General features: G+C 53.1%; 20 protein-coding genes. 9 read left to right on the forward strand and 11 right to left on the reverse strand.

Annotated elements, in window-relative coordinates:
* Positions 1–8: 8 nt before the first annotated feature.
* Positions 9–1,691 carry a long-chain-fatty-acid--CoA ligase FadD gene (gene fadD, locus AC0IXH_RS04675; protein ID WP_134824282.1) on the forward strand — a complete coding sequence of 561 codons (1,683 nt, stop codon included), beginning with the start codon at positions 9–11 and terminating at the stop codon, positions 1,689–1,691.
* Positions 1,692–1,801: 110 nt separating this feature from the next.
* The gene (rnd, locus tag AC0IXH_RS04680) at positions 1,802–2,911 is read left to right on the forward strand and encodes a ribonuclease D (RefSeq protein WP_151037240.1); all 1,110 of its coding nucleotides are present in this window, start codon (positions 1,802–1,804) and stop codon (positions 2,909–2,911) included.
* Between the two features lie 51 nt (positions 2,912–2,962).
* On the opposite strand, the gene minE is transcribed toward rnd, so the two are convergent.
* From minE to minC, 3 genes are read right to left on the reverse strand one after another with little or no spacing between them, the layout of a single operon-like run.
* The gene (minE, locus tag AC0IXH_RS04685) at positions 2,963–3,232 is read right to left on the reverse strand and encodes a cell division topological specificity factor MinE (protein WP_013202461.1); all 270 of its coding nucleotides are present in this window, start codon (positions 3,230–3,232) and stop codon (positions 2,963–2,965) included.
* A 3-nt stretch (positions 3,233–3,235) separates the two neighbouring features.
* Positions 3,236–4,048, reverse strand: coding sequence for a septum site-determining protein MinD (gene minD / locus AC0IXH_RS04690; RefSeq protein WP_013202460.1), 813 nt, complete (start codon positions 4,046–4,048; stop codon positions 3,236–3,238).
* Between the two features lie 42 nt (positions 4,049–4,090).
* The gene (gene minC, locus AC0IXH_RS04695) at positions 4,091–4,783 is read right to left on the reverse strand and encodes a septum site-determining protein MinC (RefSeq protein ID WP_013202459.1); all 693 of its coding nucleotides are present in this window, start codon (positions 4,781–4,783) and stop codon (positions 4,091–4,093) included.
* 158 nt (positions 4,784–4,941) lie between these two features.
* Between minC and AC0IXH_RS04700 the strand changes: the two genes are divergently transcribed.
* From AC0IXH_RS04700 to AC0IXH_RS04715, 4 genes are all read left to right on the forward strand, one after another.
* Positions 4,942–5,208 (forward strand): YcgL domain-containing protein, encoded by a 267-nt coding sequence (locus tag AC0IXH_RS04700; RefSeq protein ID WP_013202458.1) that lies wholly within the window; start codon positions 4,942–4,944, stop codon positions 5,206–5,208.
* Between the two features lie 99 nt (positions 5,209–5,307).
* Positions 5,308–6,396 (forward strand): lytic murein transglycosylase, encoded by a 1,089-nt coding sequence (locus tag AC0IXH_RS04705; RefSeq protein ID WP_346594463.1) that lies wholly within the window; start codon positions 5,308–5,310, stop codon positions 6,394–6,396.
* Between the two features lie 68 nt (positions 6,397–6,464).
* Positions 6,465–7,124 carry a fumarylacetoacetate hydrolase family protein gene (locus tag AC0IXH_RS04710; protein ID WP_265910656.1) on the forward strand — a complete coding sequence of 220 codons (660 nt, stop codon included), beginning with the start codon at positions 6,465–6,467 and terminating at the stop codon, positions 7,122–7,124.
* A 64-nt stretch (positions 7,125–7,188) separates the two neighbouring features.
* Positions 7,189–7,629: a YcgN family cysteine cluster protein gene (locus AC0IXH_RS04715; RefSeq protein WP_013202455.1), complete on the forward strand. Its 441-nt coding sequence runs from the start codon at positions 7,189–7,191 to the stop codon at positions 7,627–7,629.
* 63 nt (positions 7,630–7,692) lie between these two features.
* Here AC0IXH_RS04715 and AC0IXH_RS04720 read toward each other — a convergent pair whose 3' ends face one another.
* Positions 7,693–7,857 carry a hypothetical protein gene (locus AC0IXH_RS04720; RefSeq protein WP_167738416.1) on the reverse strand — a complete coding sequence of 55 codons (165 nt, stop codon included), beginning with the start codon at positions 7,855–7,857 and terminating at the stop codon, positions 7,693–7,695.
* Positions 7,858–7,998: 141 nt separating this feature from the next.
* Positions 7,999–8,529 (reverse strand): disulfide bond formation protein DsbB, encoded by a 531-nt coding sequence (gene dsbB / locus AC0IXH_RS04725; RefSeq protein WP_471720054.1) that lies wholly within the window; start codon positions 8,527–8,529, stop codon positions 7,999–8,001.
* Between the two features lie 310 nt (positions 8,530–8,839).
* On the opposite strand from dsbB, the gene fadR reads away from it, so the two are divergent.
* Positions 8,840–9,559 carry a fatty acid metabolism transcriptional regulator FadR gene (gene fadR / locus AC0IXH_RS04730; RefSeq protein WP_013202452.1) on the forward strand — a complete coding sequence of 240 codons (720 nt, stop codon included), beginning with the start codon at positions 8,840–8,842 and terminating at the stop codon, positions 9,557–9,559.
* A 55-nt stretch (positions 9,560–9,614) separates the two neighbouring features.
* Here fadR and AC0IXH_RS04735 read toward each other — a convergent pair whose 3' ends face one another.
* Positions 9,615–11,150 (reverse strand): SpoVR family protein, encoded by a 1,536-nt coding sequence (locus AC0IXH_RS04735; RefSeq protein ID WP_013202451.1) that lies wholly within the window; start codon positions 11,148–11,150, stop codon positions 9,615–9,617.
* Positions 11,151–11,675: 525 nt separating this feature from the next.
* On the opposite strand from AC0IXH_RS04735, the gene AC0IXH_RS04740 reads away from it, so the two are divergent.
* On the forward strand, positions 11,676–12,971 hold the full coding sequence (locus AC0IXH_RS04740) for a D-amino acid dehydrogenase (RefSeq protein WP_013202450.1): 1,296 nt from the start codon (positions 11,676–11,678) through the stop codon (positions 12,969–12,971).
* Between the two features lie 29 nt (positions 12,972–13,000).
* Positions 13,001–14,071 (forward strand): catabolic alanine racemase DadX, encoded by a 1,071-nt coding sequence (dadX, locus tag AC0IXH_RS04745; protein ID WP_346567475.1) that lies wholly within the window; start codon positions 13,001–13,003, stop codon positions 14,069–14,071.
* On the opposite strand, the gene AC0IXH_RS04750 is transcribed toward dadX, so the two are convergent.
* The 5 genes from AC0IXH_RS04750 to AC0IXH_RS04770 form a co-directional block, all read right to left on the reverse strand.
* Complete coding sequence (locus AC0IXH_RS04750) at positions 14,064–15,263, reverse strand: multidrug effflux MFS transporter (protein WP_346567473.1); 1,200 nt, start codon at positions 15,261–15,263, stop codon at positions 14,064–14,066. The two genes, dadX and AC0IXH_RS04750, sit on opposite strands and share 8 nt — an antisense overlap.
* Positions 15,264–15,406: 143 nt before the next feature.
* A complete protein-coding gene (wbaP, locus tag AC0IXH_RS04755) occupies positions 15,407–16,873 on the reverse strand; it encodes an undecaprenyl-phosphate galactose phosphotransferase WbaP (RefSeq protein ID WP_053142792.1) in 1,467 nt (488 codons plus the stop codon).
* Positions 16,874–17,293: 420 nt separating this feature from the next.
* On the reverse strand, positions 17,294–17,527 hold the full coding sequence (locus AC0IXH_RS04760) for a DUF1480 family protein (protein ID WP_471720055.1): 234 nt from the start codon (positions 17,525–17,527) through the stop codon (positions 17,294–17,296).
* A gap of 105 nt (positions 17,528–17,632) precedes the next feature.
* Positions 17,633–19,360 (reverse strand): potassium/proton antiporter, encoded by a 1,728-nt coding sequence (locus AC0IXH_RS04765; RefSeq protein ID WP_013202445.1) that lies wholly within the window; start codon positions 19,358–19,360, stop codon positions 17,633–17,635.
* 293 nt (positions 19,361–19,653) lie between these two features.
* Positions 19,654–20,934 (reverse strand): YeaH/YhbH family protein, encoded by a 1,281-nt coding sequence (locus AC0IXH_RS04770; protein WP_013202444.1) that lies wholly within the window; start codon positions 20,932–20,934, stop codon positions 19,654–19,656.
* Positions 20,935–20,993 lie beyond the last annotated feature (59 nt).

The raw sequence follows: 20,993 nt of genomic DNA on the forward strand, positions 1-20,993 counted from the left end.
GTGTTTCCTTGAATAAGGTTTGGTTAAACCGCTATCCGGCAGATGTTCCGGCAGAGATCACTGCTGACCGCTATACATCGCTGATTGATTTGTTTGAACACGCAGTTAAACGTTACGCAGACCAGCCCGCCTTCATTAATATGGGGCAGGCGATGACCTACCGTAAGCTGGAAGAGCGCAGCCGGGCTTTTGCCGCTTATCTGCAACAGGGGCTGGGCCTGAAAAAGGGCGATCGTGTGGCCCTGATGATGCCTAACCTGTTGCAATACCCGATCGCGCTGTTTGGCATTCTGCGGGCAGGAATGATTGTGGTTAACGTCAATCCGCTTTACACCCCGCGCGAGCTGGAACATCAGCTGAATGACAGCGGTGCCAGTGCCATCGTCATTGTCTCGAACTTTGCCCACACGCTGGAAAAAGTGGTGGCCAAAACCCAGGTGAAGCACGTAATCCTCACGCGACTGGGCGATCAACTTACGCCGGCGAAAGGCACGCTGGTCAATTTTGTTGTCAAATACATCAAGCGGATGGTGCCGAAATACCATCTGCCCGATGCGATCTCCTTCCGCAGCGCGCTGCATGAGGGCTATCGCATGCAGTATGTGCGCCCGGACATCATTAACGACGATCTGGCGTTCCTGCAATATACCGGCGGGACTACCGGCGTCGCCAAAGGCGCGATGCTTACTCACCGCAATATGCAGGCGAATCTTGAGCAGACCAAAGCCACCTATGGCTCGCTGCTGAAAGAGGGCAAAGAAACGGTGGTCACCGCTTTACCGCTGTACCACATCTTCGCGCTGACGGTGAACTGTATGCTGTTTATCGATTTGGGCGGCGCAAACCTGCTGATCACCAATCCGCGTGATATTCCTGGCCTGGTGAAAGAGCTGTCCAAAGTGCGCTTCACCGCGATTACCGGCGTTAATACGCTGTTTAACGCCTTGCTGAACGATGAAGATTTCCAGAAGCTCGACTTCTCCAGCCTCAGCTTATCAGCCGGTGGCGGCATGTCGGTGCAGAAAGCGGTCGCCGAACGCTGGGAAAAGCTGACCGGGCACTATCTGCTGGAAGGTTACGGCCTGACCGAGTGCTCACCGCTGGTTTCCGTCAATCCCTACGACATTCGCTATCACAGTGGCAGCATTGGTTTGCCGGTGCCTTCCACTGACATCATGCTGGTGGATGATGAAGGCAATGAGGTCGCTGAAGGCGAGCCTGGCGAACTGTGCATCAAAGGACCGCAGGTGATGCTCGGTTACTGGCAACGGCCTGATGCAACTGATGAAGTGTTAAAAAATGGATGGCTTCGCAGCGGTGATATTGTTACCGTTGACCAGGAAGGTTTTATTCGCATTGTCGATCGCAAAAAAGACATGATCCTGGTTTCCGGTTTCAACGTCTATCCTAACGAAATCGAAGATGTTCTGATGCTGCATCCGAAAGTGCGTGAGGCTGCCGCCATTGGTGTTCCTAACGATGTGGCAGGAGAGACGGTGAAAATCTGCGTCGTGAAGAAAGATCCTTCACTGACTAAAGAAGAGCTGATCGCACACTGCAAAAAGAACCTGACGGGCTATAAAGTGCCTAAAATCGTTGAGTTTCGGGATGAGTTACCGAAAACTAACGTCGGCAAAATTCTGCGCCGTGAACTGCGTGATGAAGCGATAAAAGCGGCTAAAGCCAGCTGATTATCGCTGCGCTTTCCGAGAATGCTAAAACGCCGGTCATGCCGGCGTTTTTATTGTGATTAGACTGAGGCCGGAAAGGCCACAGCGAGAGGATCATTTTGAACTACACCATGATAACCACCAACGAGGCGCTGGCTGAACTTTGCCTGACCGCCCGTCAGTTTCCGGCGCTGGCGCTGGATACCGAATTCGTCAGAACCCGCACCTATTATCCTGGCCTTGGCCTGATCCAGATGTATGACGGCGAGAATATCGCGCTGATCGATCCTCTGCCGATCACCGAATGGGCGCCATTCCGCGATCTGCTGCTCGATGAGAAGGTGATCAAGTTCCTGCACGCTGGCAGTGAAGATCTGGAAGTCTTCCTGCATGAATATGGCGTGCTGCCGGTGCCGATGATTGATACGCAGATTCTGGCTGCCTTTACCGGCCGTCCACTTTCCTGCGGATTTGCCACCATTGTTGAATCCTTTACCGGTATCGCGCTGGATAAAAGCGAATCACGCACTGACTGGCTGGCGCGTCCGCTGACCGAGAAGCAGTGTCAGTATGCGGCCGCTGATGTGTTCTACCTGCTGCCGATTGCCCATAAGCTGCTGGCGGAAGCCGAAGAGTCGGGCAGGATTAATGCCGCACTGAACGAATGCAGCCTGCTGTGTCAACGCCGTCAAATGGTGGTGGCCCCACAAGAGGCTTACCGTGACATTACCAATGCCTGGCAACTGCGTCCGCGTCAGCTTGCTGCACTGCGTCTGATGGCGGCATGGCGGCTGGAGCTGGCACGTGAAAAGGACATGGCGGTGAATTTCGTGGTGCGCGAAGAGAACCTGTGGAAAGTGGCGCGCTATATGCCTGGTTCCCTCGGCGAGCTGGATCACCTTGGGCTTGCCGGTCAGGAAATTCGTTTCCACGGTAAAGCGCTGGTGGCGATGGTTGCTCAGGCGAATGCGCTGGAAGAGAGCGAGTTGCCGGAACCGGTCGCTAACCTGATTGATAATTCTGACTACAAGAAAGTCTTCAAAGAGCTGAAAGCGTTGATGGCGGAAGTGGCAGAAAAAGAGGGTATTAGTCAGGAGTTGTTGGCGTCACGTCGTCAGATTAACCAACTGCTGAGCTGGCACTGGAAATTAAAACCACGGGACAGAAAACCCGAGCTGATTGATGGATGGCGGGGCGAACTGCTTCACGACGGGATCGCTGAAATCCTGAAGGCATACTGACCGAGGTTTTCCCCTGCCTGAGAGCAGGGGAAAATCAGGAGCAGGAGAGGATCATTTCGGTGCTTCTTCTGCCTCCGGGAGCGTCACGTTGAGCTCCAGAATCGAAATATCATCGTCCTTTTGATCCAGCTTAACGCTCAGCATTTCCGGATCGATCTTCACGTATTTGCAGATAACTTCCAAAATATCCCTTTTCAGCTGTGGCAGATAGTGGGGCTCACTGTCGCCCCTCCTGCGCTCTGCCACAATGATCTGCAGCCGTTCCTTGGCTATATTGGCTGTCGGCTTTTTACGGGATAAAAAGAAATCGAGTAAGGCCATGGTTTATCCCCCAAACAGGCGTTTCAGGAAACCCTTCTTCTCTTCTTCAATGAAGCGGAAGGGACGTTCTTCACCGAGAATACGGTCAACGGTATCAGCATAGGCTTTGCCTGCGTCGGATTCGGCATCCAGAATCACCGGCTCACCCTGGTTAGAGGCGCGCAGCACCGACTGATCTTCCGGGATCACACCCGCCAGTGGAATACGTAAAATTTCCAGCACGTCTTCCATGCTCAGCATGTCGCCACGGTTCACACGACCCGGGTTATAACGCGTCAGCAGCAGGTGCTCTTTTATCGGATCCTGACCATTTTCCGCACGGCGGGATTTGGACGAAAGAATGCCCAAAATGCGGTCTGAATCGCGAACTGAAGAGACTTCCGGGTTAGTGGTAATGATAGCTTCATCGGCGAAATACAGCGCCATCAGTGCGCCGGTTTCGATCCCTGCCGGTGAGTCACAGACAATAAAGTCGAAATCCATCTTACCGAGGTCATTCAGGATTTTTTCAACGCCATCACGCGTTAATGCATCTTTATCACGTGTCTGTGACGCAGGCAGAATGAACAGGTTCTCAGTACGCTTATCTTTGATCAGCGCCTGGTTCAGCGTGGCATCACCCTGAATCACGTTCACAAAGTCATACACCACGCGACGCTCACAACCCATAATCAAATCGAGATTACGCAGGCCGATGTCAAAGTCGATAACCACGGTTTTTTTGCCCTTCTGGGCTAAACCGGTAGCGATGGCCGCGCTGGACGTGGTCTTGCCAACGCCCCCTTTACCCGATGTAACTACAATAATGCGTGCCATAAAATGATTTCCTTAAGAAAAGAAAGGGCTCGTGAGCCTGGCTCAGTTCAGTGTCTGTATAGTCAGGGCGCCGTCTCTTAAACAGAGGCGTGACGCTTTTCCAAAAAATTCAGCCGGAATATGATCCATCATCCAGTATTCACCGGCGATAGAGACCAACTCAGCTGACAAACTGGTACAAAAAATCTGGCAATCACGGTCACCGCTGGCACCAGCCAGTGCACGGCCACGCATCATGCCATAAATATGGATATTGCCATCGGCGACCAGTTCTGCACCGGCGCTGACGCTATTGGTCACGATCAGATCGCAATTCTTGGCATAAATCTGCTGGCCAGAGCGGACTGGCGTATTGATTACCCGGGTTTTAACAGGCGGGAGTTCAGCGGGTTTAACCGGTTCAATCACCTCGACGGCTTGTTTCTGCTCTTTACCTTCCGATAACAGCGGCAGACCGGCGCGAGTAATGATGCGTTTTAACGGTTCATCTTTGCAGCCGCTGACACCAACGATATGCAGACCGGTAGAGGTGACGGCTTGTTGCATCAGTCTCCAGTTAACCTCACTGGTCAGTGAAGCTACGTTCAACACCACCGGAGCATTTTTCAGAAAGGCCGGAGCCTGATTGACTTTATCCTGAAGCGCCTGACGAACCACGTCTGGGTCAGCGTGGTGAAGGTGCACAACAGACAGAGTAAAACTGCTGCCCTTTAACTCGATTGGCGTTTGTGACATCTGTCCCGGCTCAGTCCTGTTAATTCTGGTCCCGGCTAATTTATGTCGTTAAACGAACATATAATCGCGTTGGGACAATATTCCGAAGTTCTGCAAGCATGTTATAGTTACTACTATATCCAGGCAAGTCACCATCCAGGTTAATTCGAGTAAAAAATATGTTTTGTGTGATCTACAGAAGCCCCAAGCGTGACCAGACTTATCTTTATGTCGAAAAAAAAGACGATTTCTCCCGCGTTCCTGCGGAACTGATGCAAGGTTTTGGTAAACCGCAGCTGGCGATGCTGCTGCCGCTGGACGGCACCAAAAAGCTGGCTAACGCGGATCTCACCAAAGTGAAGGCCGCGCTTGAAGAGCAGGGATTTTATTTACAGGTGCCTCCTCCAATCGAAAGTCTGCTTAAGATGCATCTGGAAAAAGAGTAAAAAAGATTAATTAGGAACTATCTGCAAAATATATCGCCGCCGCAACGGCAATCCACTGGATTTAAATTGTGGCGGCGACGGCAAAAAAAGGATGCCCGCATGAAGCTTACATCCCTCAGTAGCATTATTTTCTCCCTGTTATTGGCCGGATGCGCCAGTAAAAACAGCGCAGCCCCTGCGCCGGAAACCCCAGTTCCCGCTAAACCGCCCGCCAGCGCACCCTCCCAGGGTGGCTTTCTGCAACAGCCCAGCAAAACCACGCTGGCCGCTACCGGCCGCGACCCGGCTGAATTCCCCGGCTACGTCGAGCAACTGAAAGCGCAGGCGCTACAGCAAGGAATCGACCGCGCCACCGTCGATGCTGCTTTTGCCAATGTGCATTTCGTTGATCACGTAATTACCTCCGATCGGAACCAGTTAGAGAAAAAGGTTACGTTAAGCGATTACCTGTCACGGGTGATGACTGATAAGAAGATCCAACAGGGCCGTGACAATCTGCAGCTATATCAAGGGCAGCTGATGCCGGTCAGCCAGCAGACCGGCGTCCAGCCGCAATATATCGTTGCGCTTTGGGCGATGGAGAGTAGCTTTGGTAAAATTCAGGGCAGAGAAGATGTGATTTCATCGCTCTCGACGCTGGCGTTTGAAGGACGACGCGAAGCGTTCTTCACCAAAGAGCTGATTGCCGCGCTGAAAATTATTCAGCAGCAGCACATTGCGCCAGAGGAGATGAAAGGCTCCTGGGCAGGCGCGATGGGACAGAACCAGTTTATGCCAAGTTCCTTTATGCAGTACGGAGCTGATGGCGATGGTGATGGCAAAATTGATATCTGGAACAACGTCGACGATGTCTTTGCTTCCACCGCCAATTATCTGTCGAAAGAGGGCTGGAAAGCGGGCGAAAGCTGGGGTAGGGAAATTGTGCTGCCGGTTGATTTCGTGACCGATCAGGCCGGCATCAAAGATGCACAGGCCAAAACCGTCGGCGAGTGGGAGAAACTCGGCGTGCGAATGACCAGCGATAGCGCGCTGCCAGATACCCATCAGCGTGCCTGGATTATTCTGCCGGACGATACGCCAGGCCGTGCATTCATGGTTTATGACAATTTTCGCACCATCATGCACTGGAATCGGTCTTATTATTTCGCCATCAGCATCGGCATGATGGCTGACGCTATTTCGCAATAGCGCGAAGGCAGGAATGGACAAATGGCTCAAACCGGGCCATTCACTCTCAACTTAGGCAGGGGAACAGTATGTATCAGCATCATAACTGGCAGGGCGCTTTGTTGGACTATCCGGTAAGCAAAGTGGTGTGCGTGGGCAGCAACTATGCCAAACACATCAAAGAGATGGGCAGCGCCACGCCCTCTGAGCCTGTGCTGTTTATCAAACCAGAAACCGCGATTTGCGATATCCGCCAGCCGCTGTCGATCCCGAAAGATCTCGGCGCGGTACACCACGAAGTGGAGCTGGCCGTTCTGATTGGCTCAACGCTGAAGCATGCGACCGAAGAGCATGTGGCTAAAGCGATTGCCGGTTACGGTATCGCGCTGGATTTAACCCTGCGTGATGTGCAGGCTGGCTGCAAAAAGGCCGGACAGCCGTGGGAGAAAGCCAAGGGTTTTGACAACTCTTGCCCGATTTCAGGCTTTATTCCGGTCAGCGAGTTCGAGGCAGATCCGCAGAATATCGAGCTGAAGCTGGTGGTCAATGGTGAAGTGCGTCAGCACGGCAATACTGAAGACATGATCCACAAAATCCTGCCGCTGATTGCCTATATGAGCAAATTCTTTACCCTGCGCGCCGGTGACGTTATTCTGACCGGCACGCCTGAAGGCGTTGGCCCGATGGCCTCCGGTGACACGCTGGAAGTGTCTCTGGGCGGTCGTGGCGTCGCCACCCGCGTGCTGTAAGACTTGCATCTGAAGCCCGAACTGTTTATAAGGTGCGGGCTTTTACTTAAACGGGACACCGAACATGACTGATACCCCTTTCTGGCAGCGGAAAACGCTGGAACAAATGAGTGATGAGGAATGGGAATCCTTGTGTGACGGTTGTGGCCAGTGCTGTCTTAACAAGCTGCAGGATGCTGACACCGACGAAATCTACTTTACCAACGTCGCGTGTAACCAACTCAACATTAAAACCTGCCAGTGCCGTAACTATGAGCGTCGCTTCGAATATGAAGAAGACTGCATCAAGTTAACGCGCGATAATTTGCCGACTTTCTCCTGGCTGCCGCCGAGCTGTGCCTATCGGGTGCTGGCGGAAGGTAAAAATTTACCGGTCTGGCATCCTTTACGCACCGGCTCTAAATCGGCGATGCATGCCGAGCGTATTTCGGTACGTCATATTGCCGTGCGGGAAAGTGAAGTGCGGGACTGGGAAGACCATATTATTAACCGGCCTCACCGCTGAGCATAAAAAAGCCGCCGCTGAATAAACAGGGCGGCTTTTTTGATCCCACCTGAAAAGTCCGCGTTAAGCCTGAGGCTGACCCGATGGGTCGCTGCCGCCAGGCGCGCCGGGAAGTTGATGACCACCCGGTGGTGCAGGTGGCGGAGCATGCAGGTTGTCCCTTGGGGCACAGCCTGCAAGGACAGCAGAAGAGAGAGCCAGTGCCAGCACAAATACGATTCGTTTCATAACACTCCTTGGACTTTTCTTGCGTATTTTCAGCTTAGTAGCGCAATCACCATCCGACAAATATTTTGCCTGGCCATGTGATTTTCAGCCACAAAAAAGCCCGCGAGAGGCGGGCTTGATCTTGCCGGGGTTGCTTAACGCTTAGCGCGAGAACAAATCCCGGCGCTTCGGCTTGAAGGGTTGCGCTATCAATACCAGCACACCCACAATCAGGTACGCGGCAAAGACCACAACCAACCACTGTGGCATGCCCAGCGTCAGGAACGTCCACAGCTTCTCGGTGCAGTCACCGGTTGCTACAAATACGGATGGCAGCCATTTATCCAGTGGCAGCCAGCCTGGGAAACGGGCGGCAAAATCACAGGTGACAAACGGGTTCGGGTGCAGCTGGATCATGGTGTGCTCCCATGAAAGGCGGACGCCTTCCCAGGCGCTGTAGAGCCACACCAGAATGGCGACCCAGCGCAGCGGGGTTTTTGGCGCAATCGCGCCGACCAGGCCAGCACCCATCACGCCAAACAGGGCACAACGCTCATAAATACACATTACGCAGGGTTTCAGCATCATGACATGCTGAAAGTAGAGTGCGGCCATTTCCAGGGCAAAAGCGGTGAAGGCCAGCAGTAACCAGGCACCACGGCCGCCGGAACAGCTATTCAGATATCGCAACATATTCATTCCATGTGAAGGGCGTTCAAACGGCAGTGTAAACTAAATGACTCACCGTGCCAGCCACAGGGGAAGAAATTTTATTGCATAAAATGACTTAAGTTAAACAGAGTGGCAATAAACCTGCTTTTGAGCGCTTGCAGCGAGTAGGGCGATTCAGGACGAAAAATGGCCCGTGAAAGCGTCGGCTCTTTTTTCGGATATTTGCGGGATGGGTGCCGTTTTAGGCCAGTGGCGGTCTATGTCATCGCCAGGGCATCTGGTATGATGAGCCCAATATTTGCAGTCATGAACGCAACGGAAACAAAACGCTATGGTCATTAAGGCGCAGAGCCCTGCGGGTTTCGCTGAAGAGTACATTATAGAAAGCATCTGGAACAGTCGCTTCCCGCCGGGTTCGATTTTGCCCGCAGAGCGTGAGCTTTCTGAATTGATTGGTGTCACCCGTACTACCTTGCGTGAAGTGCTCCAACGTCTGGCACGCGATGGCTGGCTAACCATTCAGCACGGCAAACCGACCAAAGTGAATAACTTCTGGGAGACCTCCGGCCTGAGCATTCTGGAAACGCTGGCGCGCCTCGATCACGATAGCGTTCCACAGCTGATCGATAATCTGCTGTCGGTTCGCACCAACATCTCCTCAATCTTTATCCGCCGTGCGATCCGCACCTATCCGGATAAAGCCAAAGAAGTGCTGTTGACCGCGCAGAATGTAGAAGACAAAGCCGAAGCCTATACCGACCTCGATTACAGCATTTTCCGCGGTCTGGCGTTTGCCTCAGGCAACCCTATTTATGGTTTGATCCTGAACGGCCTGAAAGGGCTGTATACGCGGGTAGGACGGCATTATTTTTCCAACCCGGAAGCGCGTCAGCTGGCACGTGATTTTTATCAGCAGTTACTGACCATTTGTCAGAACGAACAGTTTGATAAAATTGTCGATTCCGTCCGTGACTACGGTCGCCGGAGCGGCGAGATCTGGCACGGTATGCAGAATACTATGCCAACGGATTTGCCTCCGCAGCGTCGCTAACAGCAGCGCAAGAAAAAGCCGGTTCAGTTGAACCGGCTTTTTTTATACGCAAAATCTACAGGGTAGAGGTGCGCGGCGGGCAGCGATCGAGTAACTCGGTGCTGCCATCGTCGTTAAGCTGCTCAAGATGGATGTCAAAGCCCCACAGACGGTGTACATGCTTCAACACTTCTCTGCGGCTCTTGTCTAACGGCGCACGACTGTTAGGCACATAGCGCAGCGTCAGAGAGCGATCGCCACGCAGGTCAACATCATAGACCTGAATATTCGGTTCAAGGTTACTGAGGTTGTACTGCGCTGAAAGCTGCTGGCGAATAGCCCGATAGCCGGCTTCATCATGGATGGCAGCAATCTCGAGGAAATTATTGCGGTCATCGTCCATTACCGTAAACAGGCGGAAATCGCGCATCACTTTCGGCGACAGGAACTGGCTGATAAAGCTCTCGTCCTTAAACTCGCGCATGGCAAAGTGCATCGTTTCCAGCCAGTCGCTGCCGGCAATATCCGGGAACCAGTAACGATCTTCTTCAGTCGGTTCCTGACAGATACGTTTGATATCCTGGAACATGGCAAAGCCCAGCGCATAAGGGTTGATGCCGTTATACCACTGGCTGTTGTAAGGCGGCTGGAACACCACATTGGTGTGGCTGTGCAGGAACTCCAGCATGAAGCGTTCGGAAACTTTACCCTCGTCATACAAGTGATTGAGGATGGTGTAATGCCAGAATGTTGCCCAGCCCTCATTCATGACCTGAGTCTGTTTCTGCGGATAAAAATACTGGCTGACTTTACGCACAATACGCAAAATCTCACGCTGCCATGATTCCAGCAACGGCGCATTTTTTTCCATAAAATAGAGCAGGTTTTCCTGTGGCTCAGAAGGGTAGCGTGCGGCTTCCGCCTGCGAGGATTCCTTCTCGCGGCGCGGCAAGGTACGCCACAGCATGTTCACCTGGCTTTGCAGATATTCTTCACGGCTCTGCTGGCGAGCGGTCTCTTCCTGCAGGGAGATTTTTTGTGGGCGCTTATAACGGTCGACACCGTAATTCATCAGCGCGTGGCAGGAGTCGAGCAGTTTTTCGACTTCCTCAAGACCGTAGCGCTCTTCGCACTTGGCAATGTAGTTACGGGCGAAGATCAGGTAATCGACAATCGAACTGGCATCGGTCCAGCTGCGGAACAAGTAGTTGTTTCTGAAAAAAGAATTATGCCCATAACAGGCATGAGCCATCACCAGCGCCTGCATTGTGATGGTGTTCTCTTCCATCAGATAGGCGATACAAGGATTGGAGTTAATGACGATTTCATACGCCAGGCCTTGCTGACCATGTTTGTAGCGCTGTTCGGTTTCAATGAATTTCTTACCGAAGGACCAATGCGCATAGTTGATAGGCATCCCCACGCTGGAGTAGGCATCCATCATTTGCTCAGATGTGATCACTTCGATCTGATGGGGGTAGGTTTCAAGCCGGTAGAGCTTAGCGACGCGATCGATCTCTTTCAGGTAATCATCAAGCAGATCGAAGGTCCAGTCTGGTCCATCACTGAGTCGTTTGCTGTCCTTTATGGGACCGTCAAAGATAGTCGTCATAGCGCACCCCTTTTTAAAAACCGGTTTTCGACGTTACAACACGTAGCGGCAAAACATCCGTTTTCATGTCGACCTGCCGCTGCACTGCGACCGCAAAGGCAAGCCTGGAATTAAAGCCAATACCTCAATGATAGTTCACTCTCTCTGATTGCTCTGATGAATACAATGGAAATTTTCGACAGAAAATAGAGTCGCCAAGGGAAAATAATTTTAACGTCAGGTGAAATGCGAGAAATGGCTCACAAAACAGAATTATGTGCTGTATATAAGCGAAAGATCTGAACGGATCACTTTCTGCTGAGAAAAGTGAAAAATGCCTGATTTGGACTGATATGCTGCTTTCAACCGCTGTTTGGCAGTATTAAATTCCGAATATAACCGCTCATCTTCTTTTTATTACCCTTCAGAGTAAAAAACATGTGAAATATGTCAGTGCGATGTTGCTGATGTGGTTGTAGTGTTTTAAACCGTAGCACTCGCAGTAATCCAGTTAATTCCTCTTTTCTCAACGGCGGTGGTGCGGTTATGCGAGTTGTCATTCTGGGTAGTGGTGTGGTCGGCGTGGCAAGCGCCTGGTATCTGGCACAGGCCGGGCATGAAGTGACGGTGATTGACCGTCAACCGGGCGTGGCGATGGAAACCAGTGCGGGCAACGCCGGGCAGATTTCTCCGGGTTATGCTGCTCCCTGGGCCGCGCCAGGCGTGCCGTTAAAAGCCATTAAATGGATGTTCCAGCGCCATGCACCGCTGGCGATCCGTCCGGATGGCAGTCGTTTTCAGCTGGAGTGGATGTGGCAGATGCTGCGTAACTGCGATATGCACCACTATCAGGAAAACAAAAGCCGCATGGTGCGGATTGCCGAATATAGCCGGGACTGCCTGAAAGCCTTGCGCCAGCAAACCGGTATTGCTTATGAAGGACGGCAGGGCGGCACGCTGCAACTTTTCCGCACCAGTCAGCAGTTTGAAAGCGCCACCAAAGACATCGCCGTGCTGAAAGAGGCCGGTGTACCTTATGAACTGCTGGAAGCGGCGCAGCTGGCGGATGCGGAGCCCGCACTTGCCACCACTCAGCATAAGCTAACCGGGGGTTTGCGCCTGCCGAATGACGAAACGGGCGACTGCCAGCTGTTTACTCAGCGTCTGGCGGAAATGGCCGCCAGCGCTGGCGTGACTTTCCGCTTTAATACCCCGGTTGATGCGTTGCTGCAGGAAGGCAATCAGATTACGGGCGTCAAATGTGGTGCTGAAACGGTGACGGCAGATGCCTATGTGGTGGCCTTCGGCTCTTACTCAACCGCACTGTTAAACGATATCGTCAAGGTGCCCGTCTACCCGCTGAAAGGCTATTCGCTGACCATTCCGATCAAAAATGAACAGGCGTCACCGGTCTCTACCGTGCTCGACGAAACCTATAAAGTGGCCATCACGCGTTTTGACGATCGTATTCGCGTCGGCGGGATGGCGGAAATTGTTGGCTACAACACGAAGCTGTTGCCAGCCCGGCGGGAAACGCTGGAAATGGTGGTCGGCGACCTCTACCCGGAAGGGGGGCATATTGAGCAGGCGACGTTCTGGACCGGGCTGCGTCCGATGACGCCGGACGGCACGCCAATCGTTGGCCGCACGCCGCTGAAGAATCTTTTCCTCAACACTGGTCACGGAACGCTCGGTTGGACCATGGCCTGCGGTTCCGGACAGCTGCTTTCTGATATCATCTCCGGACGTACCCCTGCCATTGCTGCAGACGATCTGTCGGTGATGCGTTATCTGCCGGGATTTTACCCGACACCGGGCCACACGCTCCACGCGGCCCGCTGATCTTCCCGTATTGAGAACCAGGAGAAGTTATGTCTCGTCCGATTGTCGCAACTGTCGACACCAGCGCGTTGCGGCATAACCTGGCGGTTGCCCGCCAGGCTGCACCTCATTCCCGTGTGTGGTCCGTGGTAAAAGCAAATGCCTATGGCCACGGTATTGACCGCGTCTGGCAGAGTTTTGCCGATACGGACGGCTTCGCGTTGTTGAATCTTGAAGAAGCGATCCTGCTGCGCGAGCGCGGTTGGAAGAAGCCGATCCTGCTGCTGGAAGGGTTTTTCCATGCTGATGAGCTGGCGATCCTCGACCAGTATCGCCTGACCACCAGCGTGCACAGCAACTGGCAGATCCAGGCGCTGGCAAAAGCGAAGCTCTCTGCACCGCTCGATATCTATCTGAAGGTGAATAGCGGCATGAACCGGCTCGGCTTCGCACCGGAGCAGGTGCAGCAGGCCTGGAACAAACTACGCGGTCTGGAAAATGTGGGCGAAATGACGCTGATGGCGCACTTCGCGGAAGCCGAGACCAGCGAAGGCATTGAACAACCGCTCAGACGTATTGAGCAGGCAGCCGAAGGGCTGGATTGCCCGCGTTCACTGGCGAACTCGGCCGCGACGCTATGGCATCCTCACACGCATCATGACTGGGTTCGGCCGGGTATAATTCTGTATGGCGCGTCACCCAGCGGAAAATGGCAGGACATCGCCAGCAGTGGGCTGCAACCGGTGATGTCGCTGAACAGCGAAATCATCGCTATTCAGAACTTAAAGGCCGGTGACGGAGTCGGTTACGGTTCACGCTATCGTGCTCAGGGCGAACAGCGTATTGGCGTGGTGGCCTGCGGTTATGCGGATGGCTATCCGCGTCATGCGCCAACCGGAACGCCGGTGTGGGTCGATGGCGTGAGAACGCATACCGTTGGTGCGATCTCAATGGACATGATTACCGTGGATTTAACCCCTTGCCTGCAGGCTGGGATTGGGAGTCAGGTTGAGCTTTGGGGCAGTAACATCAAGATTGATGAAGTGGCTGAAGCCGCCGGCACGGTAGGTTACGAGCTGATGTGCGCTCTGGCCACCCGCGTGCCGGTCAAAATCAGCTAGTTTTTAGCGCGGTCAGGGTACCGCGTACTTTCTTACTGCTGACCCACGCCAGTGAGGTCAGCACCGCACCAATGATCATCATGGCACTGAGCGCAAACTTTTCGTTCAGCGGCAGTGCCATCGCCAGCAAGCCCGCCGATGAACCGCCTGCCATCTGAATAAATCCTGCCAGCGCCGACGCCACGCCCGCCTGCTGTTGATAAGGCTCAAGCGCATAGCTGGTGGCGGGGCCGACGGTAAACGCCAGTCCGGCTACCGAGATCGCCACCGGGAACATATACAGTGCCCAGCTGGTCTGCATCCCGGCCGGGAAAATCAGCATACCGCCTAGCATAGTCAGTGCACCTGCCGCCATCGCCAGACTGCCGATGGCCAGGCAGATAGGGCGGCCCAGCTTACGGATCATTTTATTTACCAGCACGCTGACTAACATGATCCAGAAACCGTTCGCGCCAAAGGCAATTGAGAATTGCAGGGCGGTCAGCTTGCCTTCGGTCATCAGTACCTGCGGTGCGAGCGAAACATAGGTCAGCACCATGCCCATCGCTCCGGCATTGGCAAAGGTGAACGCCAGGAAGCGGGGTTCACGCAGTATTTGTGCGTACTGGCGCAAAGGGATCCCTTTCACCGCCAGCGTGCCCGCAGGACGCGTTTCCGGCAGGAAGCGCCAAATCATCAGGCCAATCACCAGCGCATAACCGGTCAGGAACCAGAAAGGCGCCCGCCAGCCATAGGCATCCGCCAGGAAGCCGCCGAGCATCGGTGCCAGCGCCGGAACGATATTTAACGCCCCGTTAAGAAAGCCGTAAGCTCTGGCTGCTTCATCACCTTCCAGACGGTCACGGACGCCGCTGAAGGCCACCACAGCCGTACAGCATACGGCACAGCCCTGAACGATACGCGCGGTGAGGAATTGCGGCCAACCGGTCGCCGTCGCCGCCAGAATACTGCCCAGCAGATACAGCAACAGACCGGCAATGGCAATCGGCTTTCTGCCGAAGTTATCGACCAGCGGTCCCGCCACAATCTGACCTAAGCCCATGACCAGCAGAAACAGCGGAATGGTGGTCTGAATCGTGGTCACCGGCGTATTCAAACCGAGAGCGATATCGGGCAGTGTCGGCAGGTAGAGGTCAATGCCCAGCGGCGCCAGAAGCACCAGGCTGAGAAGAAGAAGGGTGAATTTTTGCATCGTGCGTGACGGCATCCGTTTAAAAGCAAGCCGCACAGGGTAGAGATAACGGCTGGAAAAGAAAAGGGGAGTTGGAAGAATTTTATGGAAAGGCGAGAGTCATGCCAACACGGGCGGGCATGACTCTCACTTATCTGACTGTTTTAATAAGCACCATCGCGACGCAGCACCACACCGGCTGTTTTGAACAGGATGGCGATATCGGTCCACAATGCCCAGTTCTTAACGTACCAGGAGTCAAAGTACACGCGGGTGTCGTAGTCGATATCATTACGGCCACTGACCTGCCACAACCCGGTCATGCCCGGTTTGGCCATCAGGTAGTAATCAACGTCACCGGCATAGCGCTCAAGTTCAGCTTCAATGACCGGACGCGGACCCACCAGACTCATTTCGCCCCGCAGCACGTTCCACAGCTGAGGCAGCTCATCAAGACTGGTTTTACGCAGAAACGCCCCGATCTTCGTCACGCGCGGATCGTTTTTCAGCTTAAAGTCTTTATCCCACTCAATACGTGCTTCTTCGCTGGTGGCCAGCAGTTCTTCCAGCACTTCCTTCGAGTTGGTGACCATAGAACGGAACTTCAGGCATTTAAATTTGTGACCATCCTGACCGACGCGTTCATGACCGTAAATCTTGTTACCGCCATCGCGGCCCACCATCCAGCAAATCAGACCGAATGCGGGAGCCAGGAACAGCAGCAGCATAGAGGCAACCACCACGTCAAAGGTACGCTTGAGGAAACGGGAAGAACGTTTTGCCAGGTTGTTACTGACCCGCAGGATCATCACTTCATGGCTGAAGATAAAGGACATATCGGTACCGTACAGCGGCACACCGCGCAGGGTAGGCACCACCGAAACTGAACGACACTTCTTCTTCGACAGCAGTTTCAGCCACTTATCACGCATCCCTTGCTGCTCATATTCCATGGCCACGATAAACTGGGTGTTTTCCAGGTCAACCGTATCCCAGACAATATCTTTCGAAGTGATGACCGGAACGCCATTCATACTTTCGGCGCCGGTATGGCCGTTGGGAGCAACAAACGCCGTGACTTCATAGCCCAGCAGCTCTTCACTTTGCAGCGCAGCATAGGCTTCACGGGCATTTTTGCCGGAACCGATGATGATGGTTTGCTTCTGCCACTGGCCCGCCTTGAGGATGGCGTGCTTAACGCTTGAACGCAGCAGCGGCACCAATACCAGCGCGTAGGCCCAGGTGAAGCTCCACAGCATGCGGGAGAAGTCCCACTTGGAAAAGGCAATCAGCGCCAAATCAAGCAGAGAGAAAATCACCAGGGTTTTAATTATTTCTTTTAATTCAAACCAGAATGGTTTGCGGTAGGTGTAATGACGTAACCGCATCCAAAACCAGGCGGTACAAACCACCGACATAACGAATTGCGCAATGAAGCGGATTTTCACTTCCTGAGGCGGGATAAATATATCTAAGTCACCCCAAATACCTTGCACAGTAGCCGCGGATAAAAACAGGGCCAGATTAATAGAGATTAAATCTGAAAGACTTAACGTGATCTTGGCAATAATGTTTTTTCGGGTGCCGCTAAACGCACGGCGACGGTCATTCAGTACAAGAGTACTTGCCATAGTGCCTGCTCTCTTTTCTTTAAGAATCAGTAACCTGACGAGGTTAATGCACGCGTTCAGGAGTAAAGGTATTGATACTAATTCCACTAGAATCAATAAATTATTCTTGGTAGCTCGCCGCATTCAGAGCGAGAAGAACAAATGGGACAGTAATGAAACATACAGCAGCGTGAATATCACTCTGTTTCACCATGAAGCAGTAGGACGAGTATGCAGCAGTTGTTTGAGTTAGTTAATACGGGAAAATCCTAAAAGTGGCGGGAAAGTGAGCAAAATAAAATTAGGATTAATACGCGTTAACCGAAGCGGTTAAATAGAGGGAAAAGTCAGGCAGTATGACGGTTTAATAACAGAGAGAGGGTATTTAAATGAAGGCTTCACCGCCACGAAAATTCGTCACGGTGAGCAGGGCAGAAAGGATCAGGCCGGTTTTTTTAGTATCCAGCGATCCTGCTGTTTGTCATAATGCCCGATGGCCAGATCGACAGGCTCGCCGTCAATCCACGCCGGTACGCTGGTTTCACCATCCCATCCGTCCAACTGATAACTCAGGTCGGGATTGGTCTGACAGGGAATGCTGACGGTCTCCACATTCTGCGCATCCAGCTCTGCATCGATGATTTCACAACGGCCAATCTTGACGATATGTCCCATGATAGTCTCCTCTTTAGTCCAGACACGAACTCTAAGCGTAGACGTTAACGTCAGGAGAGCGAGTATTCAGGACCAGGATTAGTCTTTATCTTAACTATCGACCGGTTATTCTTTCTCTTCGGCTACCCGCACACCAATCTTCACAATCTCGTTGGCTTCTTTCTCTGCCACGGTCCAGATCATGTTTTTCCACTCCACCTGGTCACCCACGACCGGTGCGCCACCGATCATGCCCGCAATCAGATGGCCCAGCGTCTGCTGAACATTCGTCTCTTCATCCAGATCGATGCCGTAAATTTCAGAAACATCATGCAGTCGGGCATCGGCTTGCAGAATAAAGTCGCCGAAGAAACGTTGATCGAGCGATACCGGCGGAGACTGGCTGAAGAGTTTTCCTAACTCCGGCAGGTCTTTCTCGCGACCGATGATGCACAACACGTCGCCTTCCCTCAGGCGGGTATTGCCGGTGGGATGCAGCAGAAGATTATCGCGGAACAGCGCCGCAATCCGGGTTTCCCTCGGCATCTTCAGGTCACGTAATGCGGCACCTACGCACCATTTGTCTGCACCCAACTGGTAGACAAACTGCTCCCAGGGATTTTCTGGATGGATATCCAAACCCACGCGAGAGATTGGCGAAGCCGTAGGTGGGATCACCACGCGGGCTTTTCGCGCGGCATAGCCCAGAGAGGTGCCCTGAACCATCAGGGAAACCAGCACCACAAAGAATGCGATATTGAAGAACAGCGACGCGTGCGGCAGTCCGGCCATCATTGGGAACACCGCCAGGATGATCGGCACTGCGCCTCGCAGTCCCACCCAGCTGATGAAAAAGCGCTCGCGGGTACTGAAGCCCCGGAACGGCAACAGGCCAATGTAAACGGACAGCGGGCGGGCAAACAGGATAAGCCAGGCTGACAGCATCATCGCTGGCAGCGCAATGTTCCACAGGTCTTTAGGATTGACCAGCAGCCCCAGCACCAAAAACATGCCAATCTGGCTCAGCCAGGCCATGCCGTCAAAGGTTTGCAGGATGCCGTGACGGTTACGAATAGGGCGGTTACCCAGCAGGAAGCCACACAGATACACCGCCAGAATGCCACTGCCTTCCAGAACGGTTGTCAGCGCGAATACCAGGATGCCCCCACTGACCGCCAGCAGCGGATAAAGACCGCTGGCCAGGGAGATGCGGTTGATCAGCTGTTGCAACGCCCAGCCCCCACCGAGCCCCAGTACAATCCCCAAACCGAATTGCTGAATCAGATGAACGACAAACATCCAGTCAATGCCGGTCTGGCCTTGCTGGATCATCTCAATCAGGGTAATGGTCAGGAACACGGCCATCGGGTCGTTACTGCCGGATTCGATTTCAAGCGTCGCGCTGACGCGTTCGTTAAGGCCTTTGCCGCCCAGCAGCGAGAACACCGCTGCCGCATCGGTCGAGCCAATAATGGCACCCACCAGGAAGCCATCAATCATGTTCAGATTAAACAACCAGGCCGCGGCCATGCCGGTCAGACCTGCGGTAATCAATACGCCGACCGTGGCCAGAGACAATGCCGGGCCCAGCGCCACTTTGAATGAGCTGGCCTGCGTTCGCATGCCGCCATCAAGCAGGATCACCGCTAAGGCAAGGTTACTGATCAGATAGGCGGCCGGGTAGTTATCGAAGACAATTCCGCCGATGCCATCGACGCCAGCCAGCATTCCCAGCGCAAGGAAAATCACCAAAATTGGAATACCAAGCTTTGAAGAGAAGGAACTCAGCAAAATACTCGCAGCAACCAGCACGGAACCGATGATAAACAAACTGTAAATTGCGCTGGCTTCCAAGGGGGCACTCTCCTGTAGGTGGTAAAGGCTTTCTTTAACAGTCTGTTGTAATAACCCGGTGAATGTCAAAACATCGGTGCATTTCATTTAACCAATGTGGACATTTTTCTTAAGGATAGAGAATAACGCAAAAACGAGGCGGGTAAATGCCGTTCAGTGCGCATGAAATGTGGGTTATTTACAGGATTGAATGAAAAAAGTAGAGCAAGAGGGGATTTTAGCACAGTTGAGAGGGGCAATGGTGGAGTAAAGCCAGTAAAAATCTTACTGGCTTAAGGAAAAAAGCGGCGTGATTAGTGGTTCTCTTCAGCCTGTTTGTGGAACAGTGCACGGAATACCGGGTAGATATCTTCCGGCTCGCGAATATGCTGAATAGCAAAGTTATCGAACGTGGCTTGCAGATGCTCATACTCCCGCCACAGGGTCTGGTGAGCGCGTCGGGTTATCTCGATGTAACTGTAATAACGCACCACCGGCAGGATGTTTTTAGCAAGGATCTCATGGCAAAGTGGGGAGTCATCTGCCCAGTTATCGCCATCGGACGCCTGTGCCGCATAAATATTCCATTGCGCCGGGTCGTAACGCTCTTTCACCACTTCATCCATTAACTTCAATGCGCTGGAAACGATAGTGCCGCCGGTTTCCTGCGAATAGAAGAATTCCTGCTCATCGACTTCCTTCGCCTGAGTATGGTGACGTATATACACCACATCGACATTCTTGTAGGTGCGGCTCAGGAAAAGATACAACAGGATATAGAAGCGCTTGGCCATATCTTTGGTGGCCTGATCCATCGAACCTGAAACGTCCATCAGACAGAACATCACCGCCTGACTGGAAGGCTCAGGACGCTTTTCAAAGTTTTTGTAACGCAAGTCAAAGGTGTCGATAAACGGCACGCGCTTGATCCGCGCGCGAAGCTCAGCAATCTCTTTGCGTAAACGGTCTTCTTCCAGCAACTGCGCGGGTTCGGCGTTTTCAATCTCCTTGAGGGCAGTTTCCAGTTCCCCAAGCATGCGGCGCTTACCGGCGGTCATCGCAGTACGACGAGCCAGCGAGTTTTGCAGCGATTTAACCACGCTGATATTTGCCGGCACACCGTTGGCGGTATAGCCCGCACGGTGCACTTTGTACTCGTTGAGCTGACGATGCTGATTTTTCTTCAGGTTTGGCAGCGCCAAATCTTCAAAAAGCAGGTCGAGATATTCATCTTTGGAGATATTGAAGACAAACTCATCTGAACCCTCACCGTCCTGACTGGCATTGCCCTGACCACTGCCACCACCGCCGCTGCCACCCTGAGGGCGCTCGACGCGATCGTTTTGCACAAAATGGTCGTTGCCAGGATGGACGCGATGGCGCTGGCCGCCGCGGCCCTGATGGAAACTCGGTTCATTAATGTCATCAATGGGAATAGAAACGGATTCGCCGCTTTCGACGTCAGTTACCGAACGCTTATTGATGGCCTCGGAGATCGACTGTTTTATTTGCGACTTGTAGCGGCGCAAGAAACGCTGGCGATTCACCGCGCTCTTGTTTTTGCCGTTGAGACGCCGATCGATAAAATAGGCCATAACTCCCCCAAACATCGTTGCAAGCAGGGTCGGATTTTACCGACCCCTTGTAAATAACT

The organism is Erwinia sp. AC075, from assembly GCF_979253995.1.

Coding starts and splice junctions, on each gene's coding strand:
- rnd (WP_151037240.1), top strand. CDS start 1,802: ATGATAACCACCAACGAGGCGCTGGCTGAACTTTGCCTGACCGCCCGT.
- minE (WP_013202461.1), bottom strand. CDS start 3,232: ATGGCCTTACTCGATTTCTTTTTATCCCGTAAAAAGCCGACAGCCAAT.
- minD (WP_013202460.1), bottom strand. CDS start 4,048: ATGGCACGCATTATTGTAGTTACATCGGGTAAAGGGGGCGTTGGCAAG.
- minC (WP_013202459.1), bottom strand. CDS start 4,783: ATGTCACAAACGCCAATCGAGTTAAAGGGCAGCAGTTTTACTCTGTCT.
- AC0IXH_RS04700 (WP_013202458.1), top strand. CDS start 4,942: ATGTTTTGTGTGATCTACAGAAGCCCCAAGCGTGACCAGACTTATCTT.
- AC0IXH_RS04705 (WP_346594463.1), top strand. CDS start 5,308: ATGAAGCTTACATCCCTCAGTAGCATTATTTTCTCCCTGTTATTGGCC.
- AC0IXH_RS04710 (WP_265910656.1), top strand. CDS start 6,465: ATGTATCAGCATCATAACTGGCAGGGCGCTTTGTTGGACTATCCGGTA.
- AC0IXH_RS04715 (WP_013202455.1), top strand. CDS start 7,189: ATGACTGATACCCCTTTCTGGCAGCGGAAAACGCTGGAACAAATGAGT.
- AC0IXH_RS04720 (WP_167738416.1), bottom strand. CDS start 7,857: ATGAAACGAATCGTATTTGTGCTGGCACTGGCTCTCTCTTCTGCTGTC.
- dsbB (WP_471720054.1), bottom strand. CDS start 8,529: ATGTTGCGATATCTGAATAGCTGTTCCGGCGGCCGTGGTGCCTGGTTA.
- fadR (WP_013202452.1), top strand. CDS start 8,840: ATGGTCATTAAGGCGCAGAGCCCTGCGGGTTTCGCTGAAGAGTACATT.
- AC0IXH_RS04735 (WP_013202451.1), bottom strand. CDS start 11,150: ATGACGACTATCTTTGACGGTCCCATAAAGGACAGCAAACGACTCAGT.
- AC0IXH_RS04740 (WP_013202450.1), top strand. CDS start 11,676: ATGCGAGTTGTCATTCTGGGTAGTGGTGTGGTCGGCGTGGCAAGCGCC.
- dadX (WP_346567475.1), top strand. CDS start 13,001: ATGTCTCGTCCGATTGTCGCAACTGTCGACACCAGCGCGTTGCGGCAT.
- AC0IXH_RS04750 (WP_346567473.1), bottom strand. CDS start 15,263: ATGCAAAAATTCACCCTTCTTCTTCTCAGCCTGGTGCTTCTGGCGCCG.
- wbaP (WP_053142792.1), bottom strand. CDS start 16,873: ATGGCAAGTACTCTTGTACTGAATGACCGTCGCCGTGCGTTTAGCGGC.
- AC0IXH_RS04760 (WP_471720055.1), bottom strand. CDS start 17,527: ATGGGACATATCGTCAAGATTGGCCGTTGTGAAATCATCGATGCAGAG.
- AC0IXH_RS04770 (WP_013202444.1), bottom strand. CDS start 20,934: ATGGCCTATTTTATCGATCGGCGTCTCAACGGCAAAAACAAGAGCGCG.